General features: G+C 51.6%; 24 protein-coding genes and 1 pseudogene. 3 read left to right on the top strand and 22 right to left on the bottom strand.

The features are described 5' to 3' along the window. Positions 1-5 precede the first annotated feature (5 nt). From H7B90_RS03515 to H7B90_RS03495, 5 genes are all read right to left on the bottom strand, one after another. Positions 6-962 carry an ABC transporter ATP-binding protein gene (locus H7B90_RS03515; RefSeq protein WP_260410702.1) on the bottom strand — a complete coding sequence of 319 codons (957 nt, stop codon included), beginning with the start codon at positions 960-962 and terminating at the stop codon, positions 6-8. After that, positions 952-1938 carry an ABC transporter ATP-binding protein gene (locus H7B90_RS03510; RefSeq protein ID WP_185134491.1) on the bottom strand — a complete coding sequence of 329 codons (987 nt, stop codon included), beginning with the start codon at positions 1936-1938 and terminating at the stop codon, positions 952-954. Before H7B90_RS03510 ends, H7B90_RS03515 begins: the two co-directional genes overlap by 11 nt. 1 nt (position 1939) lies before the next feature. Further along, positions 1940-2839, bottom strand: a complete 900-nt coding sequence (locus H7B90_RS03505; protein WP_185134490.1) for an ABC transporter permease — start codon at positions 2837-2839, stop codon at positions 1940-1942. 38 nt (positions 2840-2877) lie between these two features. Then, a complete protein-coding gene (locus H7B90_RS03500) occupies positions 2878-3840 on the bottom strand; it encodes an ABC transporter permease (RefSeq protein ID WP_185134489.1) in 963 nt (320 codons plus the stop codon). 70 nt (positions 3841-3910) lie between these two features. Further along, positions 3911-5845, bottom strand: a complete 1935-nt coding sequence (locus tag H7B90_RS03495) for a peptide ABC transporter substrate-binding protein (protein ID WP_246578521.1) — start codon at positions 5843-5845, stop codon at positions 3911-3913. Here H7B90_RS03495 and H7B90_RS32690 point away from each other — a divergent pair. Both H7B90_RS32690 and H7B90_RS03490 read left to right on the top strand, forming a co-directional pair. Continuing rightward, positions 5835-6188, top strand: coding sequence for a hypothetical protein (locus tag H7B90_RS32690; RefSeq protein ID WP_260410721.1), 354 nt, complete (start codon positions 5835-5837; stop codon positions 6186-6188). The two genes, H7B90_RS03495 and H7B90_RS32690, sit on opposite strands and share 11 nt — an antisense overlap. Positions 6189-6999: 811 nt before the next feature. Then, positions 7000-7425 carry a PH domain-containing protein gene (locus H7B90_RS03490; protein WP_185134487.1) on the top strand — a complete coding sequence of 142 codons (426 nt, stop codon included), beginning with the start codon at positions 7000-7002 and terminating at the stop codon, positions 7423-7425. 43 nt (positions 7426-7468) lie between these two features. Here H7B90_RS03490 and H7B90_RS03485 read toward each other — a convergent pair whose 3' ends face one another. The 5 genes and pseudogenes from H7B90_RS03485 to H7B90_RS03465 all read right to left on the bottom strand — a co-directional run. Beyond that, positions 7469-7696 (bottom strand): hypothetical protein, encoded by a 228-nt coding sequence (locus H7B90_RS03485; protein WP_185134486.1) that lies wholly within the window; start codon positions 7694-7696, stop codon positions 7469-7471. A gap of 51 nt (positions 7697-7747) precedes the next feature. Next, positions 7748-8098, bottom strand: a complete 351-nt coding sequence (locus H7B90_RS03480) for a VOC family protein (protein ID WP_185134485.1) — start codon at positions 8096-8098, stop codon at positions 7748-7750. An 83-nt stretch (positions 8099-8181) separates the two neighbouring features. Then, positions 8182-8511 (bottom strand): DUF3024 domain-containing protein, encoded by a 330-nt coding sequence (locus H7B90_RS03475; RefSeq protein ID WP_260410695.1) that lies wholly within the window; start codon positions 8509-8511, stop codon positions 8182-8184. 31 nt (positions 8512-8542) lie between these two features. Then, the gene (locus H7B90_RS03470) at positions 8543-8983 is read right to left on the bottom strand and encodes a GNAT family N-acetyltransferase (protein WP_260410716.1); all 441 of its coding nucleotides are present in this window, start codon (positions 8981-8983) and stop codon (positions 8543-8545) included. A 33-nt stretch (positions 8984-9016) separates the two neighbouring features. After that, positions 9017-9373: pseudogene (locus tag H7B90_RS03465) on the bottom strand (NUDIX domain-containing protein); the annotation flags it as partial. 154 nt (positions 9374-9527) lie between these two features. Between H7B90_RS03465 and H7B90_RS03460 the strand changes: the two are divergent. Then, positions 9528-9755, top strand: a complete 228-nt coding sequence (locus H7B90_RS03460; RefSeq protein ID WP_185134482.1) for a hypothetical protein — start codon at positions 9528-9530, stop codon at positions 9753-9755. A gap of 66 nt (positions 9756-9821) precedes the next feature. Here the strand turns inward: H7B90_RS03460 and H7B90_RS03455 are convergent, their stop codons facing one another. The 12 genes from H7B90_RS03455 to H7B90_RS03400 form a co-directional block, all read right to left on the bottom strand. Then, entirely contained in the window at positions 9822-10196 is a 375-nt protein-coding gene (locus tag H7B90_RS03455; protein WP_185134481.1) for a glyoxalase superfamily protein, read from the bottom strand. Between the two features lie 37 nt (positions 10197-10233). After that, positions 10234-10755, bottom strand: coding sequence for a hypothetical protein (locus tag H7B90_RS03450; RefSeq protein WP_185134480.1), 522 nt, complete (start codon positions 10753-10755; stop codon positions 10234-10236). 18 nt (positions 10756-10773) lie between these two features. After that, on the bottom strand, positions 10774-11196 hold the full coding sequence (locus H7B90_RS03445; RefSeq protein WP_221481904.1) for a GNAT family N-acetyltransferase: 423 nt from the start codon (positions 11194-11196) through the stop codon (positions 10774-10776). Between the two features lie 24 nt (positions 11197-11220). Continuing rightward, a complete protein-coding gene (locus H7B90_RS03440; protein WP_185134479.1) occupies positions 11221-11604 on the bottom strand; it encodes a nuclear transport factor 2 family protein in 384 nt (127 codons plus the stop codon). 12 nt (positions 11605-11616) lie between these two features. Further along, positions 11617-12063, bottom strand: coding sequence for a VOC family protein (locus tag H7B90_RS03435; protein WP_260410693.1), 447 nt, complete (start codon positions 12061-12063; stop codon positions 11617-11619). An 8-nt stretch (positions 12064-12071) separates the two neighbouring features. Then, the gene (locus H7B90_RS03430; RefSeq protein ID WP_185134478.1) at positions 12072-12593 is read right to left on the bottom strand and encodes a GNAT family N-acetyltransferase; all 522 of its coding nucleotides are present in this window, start codon (positions 12591-12593) and stop codon (positions 12072-12074) included. 30 nt (positions 12594-12623) lie between these two features. Beyond that, positions 12624-13004 carry a VOC family protein gene (locus H7B90_RS03425; RefSeq protein WP_185134477.1) on the bottom strand — a complete coding sequence of 127 codons (381 nt, stop codon included), beginning with the start codon at positions 13002-13004 and terminating at the stop codon, positions 12624-12626. A gap of 505 nt (positions 13005-13509) precedes the next feature. After that, complete coding sequence (locus H7B90_RS03420) at positions 13510-14460, bottom strand: peptidoglycan-binding protein (RefSeq protein ID WP_185134476.1); 951 nt, start codon at positions 14458-14460, stop codon at positions 13510-13512. A gap of 227 nt (positions 14461-14687) precedes the next feature. Next, entirely contained in the window at positions 14688-15005 is a 318-nt protein-coding gene (locus H7B90_RS03415) for a GRAM domain-containing protein (protein ID WP_185134475.1), read from the bottom strand. Then, positions 15002-15541, bottom strand: a complete 540-nt coding sequence (locus H7B90_RS03410; RefSeq protein WP_311772674.1) for a DUF4275 family protein — start codon at positions 15539-15541, stop codon at positions 15002-15004. Before H7B90_RS03410 ends, H7B90_RS03415 begins: the two co-directional genes overlap by 4 nt. A gap of 343 nt (positions 15542-15884) precedes the next feature. After that, positions 15885-16268, bottom strand: coding sequence for a retropepsin-like aspartic protease (locus tag H7B90_RS03405; protein ID WP_185134474.1), 384 nt, complete (start codon positions 16266-16268; stop codon positions 15885-15887). Continuing rightward, positions 16269-16511, bottom strand: a complete 243-nt coding sequence (locus H7B90_RS03400; protein ID WP_185134473.1) for a hypothetical protein — start codon at positions 16509-16511, stop codon at positions 16269-16271. It lies immediately after the preceding gene. Positions 16512-16561: the final 50 nt, after the last annotated feature.

Here is a 16561-nt window from a genome sequence, read left to right as displayed (position 1 = left end):
TCGGCTCATTGGACTAGATGGCAAGCCGCGATATGATGCTCCGAGACCTTCTTCCGTTCCGGTTTAACGGTCTTGCACGCATCCGTCGCGAACGAACACCGCGGATGGAAGGCGCAGCCGCTTGGCGGATTGAGCGGCGACGGCACCTCGCCTTGAATGGACACCATCGTCTGCCTGTTCTCCGGGCTGTCCGGAATCTTCAAGATCGAATTGAGCAATACCCGCGTATACGGATGCGTCGGCTTCTTGAACAGCTCGTCGGCCGGCGCCTGCTCCACGACTTCGCCCAAGTAAAGAACGGCGACCTCGTCGCTCAAATATTCGACCACCGCCAAATTATGAGAGATGAAAATATACGCAAGGTTAAATTCCTTCTGCAAATCCCGCAGCAATTGAATGACCTGAACCTGAATCGACACGTCCAGAGCGGATACCGGTTCATCGCACACGATGAGCTTCGGATTCAGCGACAGGGCTCTGGCGATTCCGACCCGCTGCAGCTGCCCGCCCGACAGCTCATGCGGATAAGCGAACTGAACTTCATACGGCAGCCCGACCCGCTCGAGCAGCTCGACGACGCGCTCGCGCCGGCTCGCCTTCGTTCCGATCTCGTGAATAGCCATGGCGTCTTCGATAGCGTCCCTGACCGTCATGGTCGGGTTCAAGCTCGCTCTCGGATCCTGGAAAATAATCTGCATATCCTGGCGCAAGGCGCGCAATTTATTCTTCTTCAACTCGGTAAGATCGACGCCGTCGAACACGATCTTGCCCTTGTCGGACTCCAGCAAGCGCAAGACCATGCGTCCCAGCGTGGATTTGCCCGAACCGCTCTCTCCGACGATTCCGAGCGTTTTCCCCGCTTCCAGGGTGAAGGAGACGTTCTGGACGGCGCGCAGCTTCTTCCCGCGCGTTCGGAACGTCTTCGAGACATTCTCTACTCGCAGCAACGGATCAGACGGCAAGGGAAGCAACCTCCTCCGCGCGATGGCACGCAATGTAATGGTCGGCATTGAGCTTGCGCAGTTCGGGAACTTCGTTGTCGCATCGCTCGGTCCGGTACGGGCAACGTTCGGCGAACGGGCAACCGGCCGGCGCTTGCGTCATCGTCTTGGCGGCCCCCGGAATCGGCACGATCGCCTTGCCCCTGTGGCCGACTTCGATGATCGAGCGCTTAAGTCCCAGGGAATACGGATGCATCGTCTTCCGGATGAATTGGTCGGTATCGGCCATCTCCATGATTTGGCCGCCGTACATGACGACGATCTTGTCGCAGAAGTTGGTGGCGACTCCGAAGTCGTGCGTCACCATGACGACGCTCATCCCGCGCTTCCTCCGCAGTTCCTGCAGGAGCGCCAGGATTTGCATCTGGACCGTGACGTCCAGCGCCGTCGTCGGTTCGTCGGCGATCAAGAGCTGCGGCTCGCACGCCAAGGCGATGGCGATCATAATGCGCTGGCGCATCCCGCCGGAGAATTCGTGAGGGTAATTCTTGAACCGCGCCTTCGGATCCGGGATGCCCATCTCGTGCAGAAGATGGAGGGTCCTCTCGAACGCCTCCTTGCGGCCGGCGTATTGATGCGTCAGCATGGCCTCCATGATCTGGTCCCCGATGCGCATGACCGGGTTCAGGCTCGTCATCGGATCTTGGAAAATCACGCCGATGTCGCGGCCGCGGATGTCCTCCAATTGCTTGGGGCGCAGCTTAAGCAGATCTCTTCCTTGGAAGTTCGCCGTCCCCGCCGTGATTTTGCCGTTCTCGCGAAGCAGTCCGATCGACGACATCAGCATGACGGACTTGCCGGATCCGCTCTCCCCGACGATGCCCAGAGTCTCGTTCTCATGAATCGAGAAGCTGACGCCGTTCACGGCATAAACCTGGTCTTCGCTTCTGGCGAATTGAACGTGAAGATTCTCGATAGCGAGCAACGGTCCGCTCATGTCAGTGGCCTCCCTTCGGGTTGAATGCTTCCTGAAGACCGTCCGCTACGAAGAGAAAGGCAAGCAAGGTGATCGCGAAGATGCCCGCCGGAAAATAGAGCAGCCAAGGGAAGCCGAGAATGTTGTCGCCGGCTTGCGCCAGCATGTTGCCGAACGACGGGATCGGCGGCTGAAGGCCCATGCCGAAGATGCTGAGGCCCGCGATCTGGGCGAGATCGCCGGGAATGCCGAACGCCAGCGACACCGCCATGCTGCCGGTGACGTTCGGCAGCATGTACCGTCTGGCGATATGCGCTTGGGAAGCGCCCAAGGCTCTCGCCGCTTCCACCATCTCGCCGTTGCGCATTCCGAGGACCAGGCTTCGGACCAATCTCGCGTAACCCGCCCAGCCGGGAATGCCGATCGCCAGGATGAGCGACCAATACCCGCGGCCCAGCAGAACGACCAGGATCAAGGCGAACAGGAATCCGGGCAGCGTCATCATGAAGTCGACGCCGCGCATGATAATCGCGTCCGCGAGGCCGCCGCGCAAGCCTGCCCACAGCCCCAGGACGACGCCGATCACGAAGCTGACCAGCGTCGCCCCCACGGCGACGATGAGCGCGCTTCGGATGCTGTACAGAATCTGGCTGAACATGTCGTGCCCTACGTTGTCCGTGCCGAATATATGAGTCCAGGACGGTCCTTGATTAATCGCCAGGAAGTCGCCGATGCGATAGTCGTACGGGGCCACCCAAGGCCCGATGATGCCCGCAATGAAAAAAAGGACGACCCACGCCAAGCCGACGACGGCGAGACGGTGCTTCTTGAAGCGCTTCCAGCCTTGATAGAACGGAGACCGGTTCCTGTTCTTCTTGCGTACGGCAACGTCAGATGAAGTTGCTGCTGCTGTACCCGCCAATGGTTCTCCCTCCTAGAATCGGATGAACGGAATGCCGTTTACAATTTGACTCGCGGATCGATCAGCGCGTACACGATGTCGACGAGCAAGTTCATGATCATAATCATGGATCCGAGCAGGAACACGGACGTGATCGCCAGCGGATAATCGAAGCTGGTGAAGGCTGACTGCATGACCTTGCCGAGTCCCGGAATCCCGAAAATTTGCTCCACCCAGATCGTTCCCATTACCGTTACGGCGAATTGAGGTCCGACGACGGTGATCATCGCCGTCAGCGAGTTTTTGACCCCGTGCTTGTAGATCATCGGCCAGTATTTGACGCCCTTGGCCTTGGCCGTGCGGATATAGTCCTGCCTCAAGGTCTCGATCAAGCTTCCGCGCATATACCGCGCCACGACGCCGATGTTCGCGGCCGACAAGCAAACGATCGGCAGCACGGCATCCTTCCAAGTGCCCCAGCCGGCGATCGGCAGAATTCCCGGAAGGGCGACGCCGAACAGCAGAACCATAATAACGGCCAACACGAAGGAGGGAATGGCCTGGCCGGCCAAGGAGACGGTGCCGACGACATAATCGATCCACGTATTCCGCTTCAACGCCGCGACAATGCCGAGGGGAACCCCCACGACGACGGATAGAAGAACGGAACCGAACGCGAGCAGCGTGCTGATCGGCAACGTTTGCTTCAGCTGCGACATAATGGTCAAGGACGGGTTCTGCATCGAATTGCCGAAGTCGAACGTTAATTCGTGCCAGACGTACTTCACGATCTGCTGCCACAGAGGCAAATTCAGTCCGTACCGGCTTTGGAACTGATCCATGACTTGTTGGTAGAGGATCGGGTTCTGGCCTTGCAGCGGTGCCAGCACCGTAGCCATCGTCGTCGTATTCATGAATCCGCCGGGCGAATAGTACATCATGATGTAGCTGACCGACATGACCAGGATTAAGGTAATGACGATTTGAACGAAGCGCTTCAGAATAAATGTGGCGACTGCCATGATCCGCCCTCCTTTACCGACCGGAGGGCACCCGAACCGGTGCCCTCGAGCGGTCGTTATGCAATTGCGGTTATTCTACGTTCAGGTAATGGAGCTCGTAGAAGTTGCCCCAAGCCCACGGGTTGGACATGACGCCGGTAACGCCCGGCTTCACCAGGAAGTACTGCTTCTGATAGAACAACGGGATCGCGTAGGCATCGTCCAGGAGGCTGTTCACGACTTTGGCGGCGATCGGAGCCGCCTTCTCGACTTCCAGCGCGTTCACGAATTGCGCCTGCCACATTCTCAGATCCCGGATCTTATCCGATTCCGACGTATACTTGTTGTAATACACCTGGACGTCCAAGGCGTTCTGGTTCAGTTTGCCGCCGGGCGCGTTCGGAGCGACGAACGTCCAGGCGGTGACGAAGGCCGCATGCTTGTCGGCGTCGGTTTTCGCGTTTTTCCAGCTGTCTACGATCTGCTGCCATTGCTCTCCGGCCGTCGGGACACCCGGCTGCTTCAAGTAAGGAAGCCATTCCGCCGGCTGCTTGGCGGTCCACTCGTCCAGATAGGCGATATCCTCTTGGGCCGCCTTCTCGAGCGCCGCCCAATCTTCCCACTTCACGCCGACCTTGGCATCGTTCGGATCGCCGTATTGCTCGATCGCCGGCTTGTAATAGACGTCCTTGCTCCATTCGATGAACTTCTGGGTCGCTTCCAGCGGGGCATCCAGCGTTCCGAGAGAATAGAGCTGCTGAGTCGCGCCCATATCGAGGCCTCCGGGTTCGCTCCAGTTCGTCGCGCCCGATGCCAAGATAAATCCAGGCTGCGCTCCCGGCTGCGGGCCGCTGTATTGATAAGCGTTCCATTCCGTCTCGTTGAGCTGCTTGATCTCCGATTGAATGCCCAGATTCTGCTGAAGCAGCTGCCCGAGAGCGAGCGCGATGGATTCGCCCTGAGGATCTTTCTCCTTGATGCCGATATACAGCGTCAGCTTCGGCAGGCCTTTGCCGCCTTCGTAGCCGGCGTCCTTCAACAGCTTCTTGGCTTCCTCGACGTTCTCTTCAAGCCCCTTCTCGAGCTCGTACGTCGGCCAGCCCGGGGAGGCGAAGATATTGGTGGCTCCGCCCATGCCGTTCAGAACCGAATCGACGATCGGCGAGCGTTGAATCGCTTTGGCGATTGCCTGGCGCACTTCCTTCTTGTCGTATGGAGATTCCGTCGCCGGATTGCTCCAGGCCATGTACCGGATCGAATAGTTCGGCGCCGTGTAGAGCTGGGATTTCAAATCGTGCGTCTTGACGTATTGCAAGTCGGACGTGGACTGAACCAATGCGACGTCCGTCTTGCCGGCCATGTACACTTCAACCGGCACGGTCGACTCCGGAAGAACGGTGATCGTCTCGACGTTGCCGCGGTTGAGTTGGCCCTTGACGCCTACATAGTTCGGGTTCGTCACCATGACGAGTTCCCCGTTAGGCGTGAACGACTTGACCACGTACGGACCGTTGCTGACGAAGTTCTGCGGTTCGAACCAATCGGTCGGATGCTCCTTCAGAACCTTGGAATTGATGGGCATCGCGCCGGCCAGAACCAAGCTTCCCAAGATGGCGTGAGGCAGCGTCGTCGTGATTTCGAGCGTGTAGTCGTCGACGACCTTCAGCCCGACCTCTTCCTTGCTGACGGAACCCGCGTGGTAGGCGTAGGAGTTCTTCACGTAGTTAAGCACGCTGAGCCAGAGCTGCGCGGTCGTGTTCTTCGGATCCAATTGGTACATATAAGCGTTATAAAAGTCATGGGCCGTGACCGGATCGCCGTTCGACCACTTGGCGTCCTGCCTCAGCGTGAAGGTCCAGGTCAGACCGTCCTCGGAAGTCTTGTAGCCCGTTGCGATCTTCGGCACGATCTCGTGGTCCTGGTTGTACCCGTACAACCCTTCGAGCAGCGTCCCTTGCATCACGAGAATTTGTCCCTGCCACTGGGTCGGATCCAGCGTCGGAATCTTGGGGTTAATGACCTTCACCGAGCTCCCCGCCTTAATCGCGGGATCGGAAGCGTTTGCATTTTTGACCGGCATTTGCGCGCCGTTGCTGTCCGCGGCGGAAGAGCCCTTCCCGTTGCCCGTCGCGTCCGCGCTGCTCGACGCGCTTGGGCTATTGCCGCCGCCGCTATTTGAGGCGTTCGTGTTGGACTTATCACTCGAACATGCCGTTAAGGATGCCACGACTAACGACAGAGCCAAAGCCGATATCGCCATCTTCTTCTTCATACTCAGGCAGCCCTCCAGTTTTTTGTCTTCTCGAAAAACAACTTGCCTTCTTCCCCGTAACAACCTCCTCTTCTTCCCCCTAACAAAACAAAACTAATTCAATAAAAACCACAAAACAAACCTAACCACTTCTCGATTCAATCAGATTCATGTTATCGCTTTCATTCTAAATTTTGCACCTTTACATGTCAATAGTATTTTCGAAAACGTTATTATTTTGTTTTTGTAAAAAACTTTCACCTAATTTTGTTTGAATAATGGTAGATATACAAGCAGATCCGCGAACAATTCGAGCTGGATTATTTGGTCGATTTTTGGTGATTAATATGTACGATTTGGCTAACGGTATGATTTTAGGTCGACGGACCCCGCTTCTTGGAAAGGCAAGTAGCAGCGAAGGGGTTCGTCTCACCCCCGCGCTGCTACTGTGTGCCAAACTAGAAGTGCAAGCCTTTAAAAGCGCTCCACCGCATCTCGGTCCCAAGCCGTTAAGTCGCCTCGTTCAGGCTTCCCGGGCAAGTACTCGAGAACAACGCTGTTCTCTTCATCGTAGATGACCGTTACTTCCTCCCTCGCCTTCGTGAGTTCCTCCACTCCTTGAAAGTGCCGTTTGCGACTCGCCCTGTCTCTATCAGGCGAATTCGTTGATTCGCCCTTATCTGGCTGACGGCCGTCAACACGGCGCCGGTCAAGAAAATGGCTACGGCTGCCGGCAACGAGCGGGCATCCTTCGAGAGGGAGATCGTGAAGAGGACGGCTCCAATCAAGGATAGAAACAAGCTTATTTTCGTAAATCGGCTCCCTAAACGAATCTTGAATTTCTTTGCCGAAGGAATTGTTCGCATGATTTGCCCGCTCCGCTTATATAATGAATCCGGTTCTAATTCCACTCGACGGGAGGCTTCCCCATGGGCCTGTTCAACGGTCTCTTCGGCAATTATTCCGAAGTATCCGTTCAGGAGCTGCAAGAGCAGTATGGAGCTTATCTGATGCCTGACGAGAAGATTCAGACGGGATTCCGGTTAATCCGCGATACTTGTATTTTCACCGACGAACGGTTGATTCTCATCGATCACCAAGGCGTTACCGGCAAGAAAACGAGGGTAGCCTCCATTCACCTGAACTCGATCTACGAAGTTACTCTCGAGACGGGCGGCCTCGGCTTCGACGACAGCGAGCTGACCATTCACTACATCGTTTCGCCGTATTACAAGTCGAATAACCTCTCGACCTCCGCTTACAAATTCGAGTTCGGCAAACGATTTAATGTCCGTCCCGTCTATACCGCCTTGGTGTCCATCGCGCATCAGAACAATAAAAGATGGAATGGCTGAAAACTCCTCCACCCCATAAGGGTGGATTATTTTGTCGCTCCCGTCATACGGATTTGTCGACATTGTTCCCTTTATTGGAATCCGTAATGGCCTGTCTCAACATCTCCATCTGCTTCATCATTTCTTGGTGATGTCGGTTCATCTGATGTTGAAGGGACCTAAAGTCCTCATTCAAACTGGAGATCGACGCATGATCGATCGCCGTCCTGACGATCAAATACAAGACAAAACAACTGATCGCCGTGAAGATGAGCCAGAGAAAGATCGCCATATCCTCATCCTCCTATAAAAACGGACCTGCTTAGCAGATCCGTCATGCCACTCATTTATTCTGAATAAGCCCGATGCCGTTCCCTACAGGATCGACCAGGTATGCCAAGTAGAAGCGGTCGAATTCCATCTTGTCTCGGACGATCTGGGCTCCCGCCTCTACGGACTTCCGAATAGCCGCTTCGATATCGTCTACTTCGATTTGAATGCGGGTGCCATGCGGATAATCGCTCGGTCCCTTGGCTATGCCCCCGTCGATTCCCGGCCTCCCTTCCTCGCCCGTCGTAACAGGGTAGTATCCCCAATTGGGCTCCCCGACCTTCCATCCGAACACGGACGAATAGAAGGCTGCCGCACGTTCCGGATCTTGGCTGCTAAGCTCGAACAAAACTACTCTTCCCATAGGATCGGCCTCCACAAATGGAATTCTAATCCATTCTATTTTACCGAATGTATGTTCGTATGTAAAGTCGATATTGCGTTCTCCTATCCCCAGAACAGGCCTGTTTGATCTTGGTCGACGATTCTCAATTGCTTCTCGAAGTCTTCGTCCGGAGCGATCTCTTCGATCCAATGCCATTTATTCCGGCTGTCTCTCCAGTAGACCTTCCACTTGTTCTCGTCCAACCGGAACTGAGCCCGATCCAACTCCACCCACTGCTCGCTCCTGAAAGCCGGACGTTCTTCAACCAGAGTGACGTTGTTCCCCCTGATTTTGAAGTTAAGCCTCATTTGATCTCTCACGTGCTTGGGAACCTTCTGCTCCACGTAATCCGTCATGATCTTCGTCAGTCTCTTCTTCGTAAAAGGATCCAAGACCCGCTCACCTCTCTAGTCGATTCATGATTTAAGTAGTCTCCATCCTCATATGGATCGAGTAAGGCTCGAACCCGGCCTTCGCCCAGAACCTGCGCCCTCTCAGGTTGGAATCCAGCACATCGATACCAATGCTCTCGGCGCCTTTAAACCGCTTTTCCTTCAACAGCTCGATGCCAGCCAACCCATAGCCCTTCAACCGATGTTCCCGCTTGATAAAATACTGCCTCAAGTAGACATGCCGAAGGTTGGGGCGGAAAGGGTCTTCACGGAACTGATATAAGGCATAGCCCACGAGATCCGAACCGTTCAGGATCAGATCGGCCTGCCAGGAATCGTTCAAGAAATCCCTCATTCGACGCTGCAGATCTTCCAGCCCCATCGGATTGGAGCTGCCCTCGTCCTCGATGAGCTGCTTGTTCATGACGGCCAACTCGGGAAGATCGTCTTCATTCGCCGCGCGAAGCTGCATAGGCACGGCCCGCTCCCCCTCTCTTTTCCTCTATTAACCTTTAACCTGCTCAAAAATCGCTTTATCCGTCGTTCTTCTCTCGAATATCTCTTGGGGATACGGGTTGGCGATTGGAGGAATCTCATTCTCCTTAAAGAACTTCAAGTCCTTCATCTCTTCGTTATCGGGATTCAGCTCTCCGCCCGTAATCGTACATTCGAATACGATCGTCAGGTATTCAACCTTGTCGCCGTTGCGATAAGCGAATCGGTGCTTCTCTCCCCCGAATACTCCGATGATTCTGTCGGGTCGAACGATCAATCCCGACTCCTCCAACGCCTCCCGACAGACGGCTTGAGCCGGAGTCTCGCCAATCTCGATAGCCCCGGCGATCAATCCCCAGTTCTCTTCTCCATGCTTCCTTTCCTCAGGTTGTGATTTTCATCACATTCATCGAAGCCATGGCGTTTTAAAATAGAGCCATCAACGGAAGTTCAAGATGCGGATGAAGCGGTTCAGGTTGTTCTAAGCAATGCCAAATTGTATCCGGATTGGAGGAATCCTAATGTTGCTCTCGATCAGCGAAAGCGTGGCCAAGACGGCCGCGGTAGGCGGTCAATTGTTCGCGGACAAACTCAGCGTGTTCGGGTTCTTTGCCTTCTGCCTTCTCTTCGTCGGCTTCTGCTTAATCGCCCCGGCTCATCTCTATGAGAAGTATTATAAAAACGTAGACGACGCCCCCGACGCGGCAGCCGAGCCCGATCATCCCCGGACAACCGATCCGGCCGCATGACCGGGCAATCGGTCGCTCAGAACCAACCGTCCTGCAGGGCGGTTTTTCTTTTGGCGGCAGGTTGCTTTATCCCTCTTCTTCGTCGTACTCATAGAAGATAATCCGGTTCCCGAACGGATCGGTCACGCAGCACTCCTGACTCCCCCAAGGCTTCTTCTCCAAGCCGGGCCTTGAGTAGGAATATTGCTTTTCTATAAGCTTCTGATGCAAATCGGCGATTCCCTCGACCTCGATTCGAACGGCGGCGCCAGGACTGCAATCTCCATAATGCTCGCTCAGATGCAGCTTGATAGGTCCTTTCGAGATCTGTATATACAAAGGGAATCCTTCTTCGAACCGATGCTCCCAATCCTCCTGGAACTCCAAATAGTCCAAATAGAACTCTCTCGCCTTAGGCACATCAAAGATCCGCAAAATAGGAACGATCTCTTTCAGGATCATCCTTGTCCCTCCAATTTAAAGCAATAGTGCACCCACTTCATCCGACTAGCGATCGAAGCTCCTCCTGGATGTCCTCTGGAAGACCTTCGACGTTAAGAAAATAATTTACTGCATCTGCATCCACGGCGGATGGATGGCGCTTGAGATAGTCTAGAAGCAAGCTCGCTTTAGACGTTCGGCCCATAAGGGAATAGGCGACAAACCAAACTTCCGGGCTCGATACGTTAATGCCGTTCCATTGTCGACGAATGCGAATCGGCATTCGAACCGTCGCTTCGCCGGACCGCAAGGCAAATCCGCCGATAAAATCGATGTTAGGGGACGCGATACTTATCCGATACTCGCTGGCAAAGGGGAAGTCGCCGCTGCTTTGCTCGATCCAGTCGTAATCGCGAATCGCTTGAATTAAAGTCTCTTTGGGGCAATCCACCGCCAGATCCCAGTCGTTCACAGAGTCGATTCGATTCAGACCGTATAACAACCCGCTCCCGCCAAGCGCGTAGGCGATGTTATGCTCCTTTAACTGGTTTACGATCGGCATAAGTTCAGATGGTTCCATCTTAAGGTCCCCTTTCGCCTACTCTAGATGCTTTACGAAAAACACCTCTCCTACGTTGCCTTCATTAATCTCGCTTAGGATTCCGCATTCCTTAAAGCCCATCTTGCGGTGCCATTCCTGAGGGGGAGGTTCGTTTACCTGCGACGAGCTGTACAGGGCCGCGATCCCCTTCTTCTTCAGATGCTCCTCGACGAACTGCAACAGTCCTTTGCCAAGACCGTTGCCTCTGCGATCCGGCTGAACGATGATGAGACCGATGTAGGGGAACTTGGACCATAGATATTCCAATCTGAGATACCCAACGAGGTTCTCGTTATCCGCGGCAACGACGATTTCTTGATTTTGCAGCTTCCATTGTAAAATGCGATCGGGAACCTGTCGGTCGACATTGACGACCTCTTGAAAGTCCGCCATTGTTGCATATCGAATGGTGATTGCCACTTTGGATGAACGCCCCTACTCTTTTTAACTGTGATCTTCAAGGACGATGATTTTCCCATTCTTCACGTAGAAAATCGATTTTCCGCCAAGCCTGATGGTCTCTCCGGCTTTCAAGCCATTCGGAAGGTCGATGGCCGGCGTCCCTACATAATCAATCTCGATCTCGGCCCTGTCTCCGTCGATCGTCATCTCCTTGATCGTCTGACGCCTCTGCGCGAAGAGCTTCGCAGATTGCTCGGCCAGCATCCGAAACTCCTCGATCCCCTTCGTCTCCGTATCCACGACGCCGTTCGAGATGTTCCGGAACACTACCTTCTCATGCAGCAGCCTAAGCATCCCTTCGACGTCGAAATCGTTGTACGCCTCTATGTAACTTGTAATCAAATTGCTCATCTCATTGTCGTTCATCCAAACAACCTCCTATTCCTTCTTCTTCCCGGAGCCGAAGGCAATGACATACTGATCCGGGTCTTTAACGGAGAATTCCTTCCACACTCCCCAATCGAACTCATACACTTCCGGCTTTTGATGGAGGATGGCTCCTTTGCTTTTCAGTTCCTCATACAGCTCGTCCAAGTCATCATGCGTTTCAACATAGGCGTAAGTATCCCATACCTTCTCTTGCCCGTCTCCGATCCGATTGGGCCGCACATCCTCCGCCGACTTGCCTTCGATCAACTTAAAGCCTAACCGGAAGTCATCTCTCACCGCCCAGAAGTCATTGACCTCGCAGCCTAGAACATCTTGGTAGTAGGCTTTGGATCGTGCCAAGTCCGAAACGACGAGCACCTGTACGGAAAATTGGACCTTGCTCAAATGAAGCCCTCCTATAGCGAATATATCGATGCGGCCGACCCATAATTCCATGACATGAATCATCCTGAATTCTTTGGGCTTAATGTTTTTGTGAAATACAGTATAATATCGTCATCAACGGCTATGTTCTCTCCATAATGAATATACCGTTGACCGTTATGAATTCCGTTTCCATCCGGGATATAACCGCGCTTCACGTAAAGCACCTGAGCATTTCCATAGTCCGAATAAATCCCTACGCCGATACCGGCAACTTCGGATCGTTCGCTTATGAGTTCTTCAGCTCTGTCCATTAGCTTAGATCCGATTCCCATCCGCCGATATTTGAGGAGCACGTTAAAATCGTTTATCTCAGGGATATTTAATTCTCTAAAGGATGGGTAATACGATTCCCAGACTACGTTCACGTACCCAGCAAAGATTCCGTCGACTTCGGCTACTAAGGTGATTCTTGCGCCCCTGCATTGTTCTGCAAAATAACTTTGATATTGCTCAACGGGTTTATTCCAACCTTGTTCTTGAAAAGCATTCGAGATGACGGTTGGATCGTCTTCCGTTAGCTCTCGAATCCGTAGATTCATATTAGTCTCACTCTCTTCATAAACGCTTTTCTAACTGGAACAAGTACAAATCATAAGGATATTTCCGTCCGGATCCTTAAAAGAGAACTCAGAAAGATCCGGATAAGTAATAATTTCGGTCACCATCTCCGCTCCGAGATCTTTAACGTGTTGGTATGCTGCATTTATATCCGAGGCGCTCAAATTGAAAAGCGGTTGATTCTGCGGGATGAATTCATAATGGTCATCGAAACAGTGATTATCAAGCGTTAATCCAGGCCGACCAGCCCCCATGTCGAATGTATGGATGGGGCCATGAACTTCTCCTATCATCTCCACGCCAAGCAGCTTGCTGTACCATTCAACCGATTTCTCTAAATCCGTCACATGAATAAATATCGTATCCACTCTATTGGCTATTGGACTTTTCATACGACCTCCGAATATCCTCTATTTATTTTTATTTTTTCGTATTTGAGCGAACCATGTTCGAATTCCATAATACGTTATGGCTAAAAGCAAAAATCCACCCATTCCCCAAAGGAGGGTTATCCAGCCGCTTCTGCCGACAATTCCGAATGAGACTTTATGTTGTAAATAATCGATTGACTCATAGCGGTTAACGATTTCGGGTACATATTTCTGCGTTGTATAGTAACCTCGAATGATTTCCCACCCAATAACCGTTAGACTAATAAGGATTGAGACTACGATCGATTCAATGAATACTCGCTTATTAATCTTCATCCTGATCACCTCTTTATAACAAGACCCGGCCTCGATAGTTCCTATCTTAGGCCGGGTCGCATGTTGTCTCAGGTCATCTTCCATGATTATACATCCCATAACCAAGAGACGAAAGCCCCTCTGGCAACAGTGAAACCCATCTCTCTATACAGAGAAATGGGTTTGTTGATTGATAACGTTCCTTATGAGCTTACGAACGCAACTTGCTCCAAGTCGCGGATCCAACAATACCGTCCACAGTCAGGCTCTGCGCTCGCTGGAAATTTTTAACCGCAGTTTCCGTACCCGATCCAAATACCCCGTCGGCTGTTACCGAATATCCCTTCTTCGTAAGCAGACGCTGTAGAACCTTAACTTCGTCGCCGGTGCTGCCTGAACGGAGAGTCGTTGTAGTGGTGGCCAAGGAACTGAGCTTGGACGAGGTGGCGGATCCTACTTTGCCATCTACGGTAAGTCCGTGCGCGGACTGGAACTGTCTCACGGCGTTATCGGTTCCGCTGCCGAAAATCCCATCCACGGCTACCGAGTAACCAACCTTATTCAGATTTGTTTGCAGCGTGGTGACCGCTGGCCCTGTACTTCCTACACTCAATACGGAACCGTTAGAAGACAGTTCGTGATGGACGCCATCCTTTGTCGGGAGCGGGAACTTAAGACCGGCTTCTTCCGCTACGGCAATCAATGAACTGCTTACAGAGGTCATGCTATTCAGCGCAGTACCGCTTGCATTTTTTACCGTAGCATCAAATGCAATACCGGCCGTATGAGGAGCCGTATAGGAAGGTACTGCAACCTCGGTGCCTAAGCCATGCTTGGTTTTTTCCGCGCTGCATGCCGTCGGGTTCTGCGAGATCTCGTATAAGTGCTTTTGATATTGATAGGGGCGGTAGGCGGAGTTATAGGTAATCGTCCACCCCTTCGCTTTGATCAGACTCTCGTAACGGTTCTTCGCTGCGAGCAAATCGGCAGTGACTCCGTCCCAGATAACGGTCTCCCCTGCCTCCATTCGTAGAGCCAACGGGTCCGTCATGGTCGAGAGAACGCAGGTACCGGCAGCTTGGGCAGGAGCGGTTAGGAACGTTGCAGCCAAGAGCGATAGGAAGACGGTGAGAGAGAAAACCTTCTTTTTGACGACAGACATAATTCATACCTCCAAATGGATATATTTGCACCTATACCAATAATAGCCAGGTGCAAATCTAGCATACTTCAACGAGATATCCACTGTAAACGGTTGAAATAGATAGTTTCATAGGAGGTTTTGTAGACTCCTGTCGACGTTCCGAAGGGTCCAAAAAGAAATAACCCACGATTTACGTGGGTTTAATTCCCAAATAACATTTCTTCTGCTCCCGAGCCTTCGAACCCTTAGACCTGGGTCCTTCCAACGATCCTTTTGTCTATAAAATCGATGATCTTTTGCCTGTTCCAAACCACAAATTTATACTCCTGTCCGTCCCGAGTTTCGACCAATATCCCATTTGGCACGATCCCTAATGTATTCCGTTTGCTAATAGACGTAATCTGGTCAATAGGGATCTCGGTGCTTCCTCTTTGAATATTGATGGCGTGCGAATGGAAGACCATGCTGCGCTCGGATATCTTCAGCCGTCCGCCGACGGATTCCACGCCTCGGAAGAGATTCGCTGCTACATTGAAATGGATATTCTCTGGAGTATCGCTCACTTGAATCCCCCTGCCAGGTGAAAATACGGGCCGCAATACGATTCATGAGTATGTACATAAGTCCAAGTGAGATCTTTGTCAAAGATATAAATATCTTCTTCGGAATCAAAATCCGTGGAGACCGTATCTTTTGCATTTTTCAACATAAGTACGTAAGATTTGTTTTGATACATCACATAGAGCTCATCCTTGGCGGCGGCATCAAAGGCGTTTCTTGCGGCTTCTTCCTTCAAACAGTTTTTTATCTGATAGCTGAAAATATGCCATTTGATTTGATCGTAATAAACGGCTTTTTTGGTGTCCATGCTGATGTCAGAAGCAAACGAATTGTCCCATAACTCATTAACGGATTGAGCTTCTTTCTGGAATAACTCCGAGAGGATCGCGCCTTTATCCTGCAAGTTTTTTCTAAACAAATAGTCCTTTTGCAAGACCTCAACGGTCCAATAAACCTTCTCTAGTTCTTCATCCGGGAGGTTGTCTAAAATTTTTTTGATCTTCTCTTTTATCCTAATCTCCCCCTGATCTGTGAACACTCATGTCTTTTAATATTTACGACGCGAGCCGGCCCTTAGATATTCCTATCTGAAGCCGGCTTATTCTATGACCAGCTTTATATTCTCATTTACCTCAAAATACGCCAACACTCGCTCTCGATTCCTTTGGTCCTTAAACTGATACCTGTGTTCACGACATCCCACCGACTTAAGCGGCCGACGGGAGCGGCGGCGATGCGGTTTATCGGTGCGGATGTGTCGCTGAATCCACTTCTCACAAAATTGCATCCCTCGGACCGAGGAGCTGCAGGCCCCGATGCGAGAACTCTGTGTTAGAGTAGGTTCTATCCTTCCTAGAAATTGCTTACAAAAAAATCTGCAATCAGGATTGCAGACGAAGAAGTTCTAATTTGTTTAGATCTATATTGAATTTTCCAGCCATTAATACATCTAATCCTAACAATCCGTTTACGCCTTGATATCTAAATGCTGCAAAATCCAATTCTATATTTTCTATTCTGTAATCTTCAATCTCTATGGCTTCAATAGTTTTTATAAATGCATGCTCTTCTCCGCCAATACCAAAACTCGTTATAAAATGATCATCTCTGGTCACACGAATTCCAAGTTCATCCACTTCATCCTGGGAGATTAATGTATGACTTGCCCCCGTATCAATGACTACATTATTAATAATCTTACTACGCCCATTAAAAGTAACCTTAATTTCAGTAAATAGAAGACCATCCTTCCATTCAATCTTCATTTATAGAAATCTCCTCAATCCAATGTTTTTTCGGATCTTAACAATTACTTGGTTTTTGGATGTATGATACACAAGCGTACGATCTTTACTATTTAAAAGCTCCTTTGTCGCATCCTCATCTTTAACGGGTCCAATCAAAGCAACTTCATCAATAATTTCATTGCTGTCTTCTTCGAACGAGTGCAAGATTTCAAATTTTACAAACTGGTCGGGGTAAATACTTTGTACTTCTTCCCATTTCATTATCATCCCTCCCATGGATTTGAATTAATCTTATCCTGAATTTCGAAAGT

Origin of the sequence: Cohnella xylanilytica, assembly GCF_014212175.1 — a bacterium.
Classification (GTDB): domain Bacteria; phylum Bacillota; class Bacilli; order Paenibacillales; family Paenibacillaceae; genus Cohnella; species Cohnella xylanilytica.
Note: the sequence above shows the minus strand (reverse complement) of the source record. Positions and strands in the feature narration are given on the sequence as shown.

Bases quoted from the DNA above. Each gene is read 5' to 3' on its own strand.
- H7B90_RS03400 (WP_185134473.1), bottom strand. From the start codon at position 16,511: ATGAAATGGGAAGAAGTACAAAGTATTTACCCCGACCAGTTTGTAAAA.
- H7B90_RS03460 (WP_185134482.1), top strand. From the start codon at position 9,528: ATGTTGCTCTCGATCAGCGAAAGCGTGGCCAAGACGGCCGCGGTAGGC.
- H7B90_RS03425 (WP_185134477.1), bottom strand. From the start codon at position 13,004: ATGAAAAGTCCAATAGCCAATAGAGTGGATACGATATTTATTCATGTG.
- H7B90_RS03470 (WP_260410716.1), bottom strand. From the start codon at position 8,983: ATGCAGCTTCGCGCGGCGAATGAAGACGATCTTCCCGAGTTGGCCGTC.
- H7B90_RS03440 (WP_185134479.1), bottom strand. From the start codon at position 11,604: ATGAACGACAATGAGATGAGCAATTTGATTACAAGTTACATAGAGGCG.
- H7B90_RS03485 (WP_185134486.1), bottom strand. From the start codon at position 7,696: ATGGCGATCTTTCTCTGGCTCATCTTCACGGCGATCAGTTGTTTTGTC.
- H7B90_RS03450 (WP_185134480.1), bottom strand. From the start codon at position 10,755: ATGGAACCATCTGAACTTATGCCGATCGTAAACCAGTTAAAGGAGCAT.
- H7B90_RS03510 (WP_185134491.1), bottom strand. From the start codon at position 1,938: ATGAGCGGACCGTTGCTCGCTATCGAGAATCTTCACGTTCAATTCGCC.
- H7B90_RS32690 (WP_260410721.1), top strand. From the start codon at position 5,835: ATGACCTTCACCGAGCTCCCCGCCTTAATCGCGGGATCGGAAGCGTTT.
- H7B90_RS03430 (WP_185134478.1), bottom strand. From the start codon at position 12,593: ATGAATCTACGGATTCGAGAGCTAACGGAAGACGATCCAACCGTCATC.
- H7B90_RS03420 (WP_185134476.1), bottom strand. From the start codon at position 14,460: ATGTCTGTCGTCAAAAAGAAGGTTTTCTCTCTCACCGTCTTCCTATCG.
- H7B90_RS03490 (WP_185134487.1), top strand. From the start codon at position 7,000: ATGGGCCTGTTCAACGGTCTCTTCGGCAATTATTCCGAAGTATCCGTT.
- H7B90_RS03500 (WP_185134489.1), bottom strand. From the start codon at position 3,840: ATGGCAGTCGCCACATTTATTCTGAAGCGCTTCGTTCAAATCGTCATT.
- H7B90_RS03435 (WP_260410693.1), bottom strand. From the start codon at position 12,063: ATGGAATTATGGGTCGGCCGCATCGATATATTCGCTATAGGAGGGCTT.
- H7B90_RS03455 (WP_185134481.1), bottom strand. From the start codon at position 10,196: ATGATCCTGAAAGAGATCGTTCCTATTTTGCGGATCTTTGATGTGCCT.
- H7B90_RS03480 (WP_185134485.1), bottom strand. From the start codon at position 8,098: ATGGGAAGAGTAGTTTTGTTCGAGCTTAGCAGCCAAGATCCGGAACGT.
- H7B90_RS03405 (WP_185134474.1), bottom strand. From the start codon at position 16,268: ATGAAGATTGAATGGAAGGATGGTCTTCTATTTACTGAAATTAAGGTT.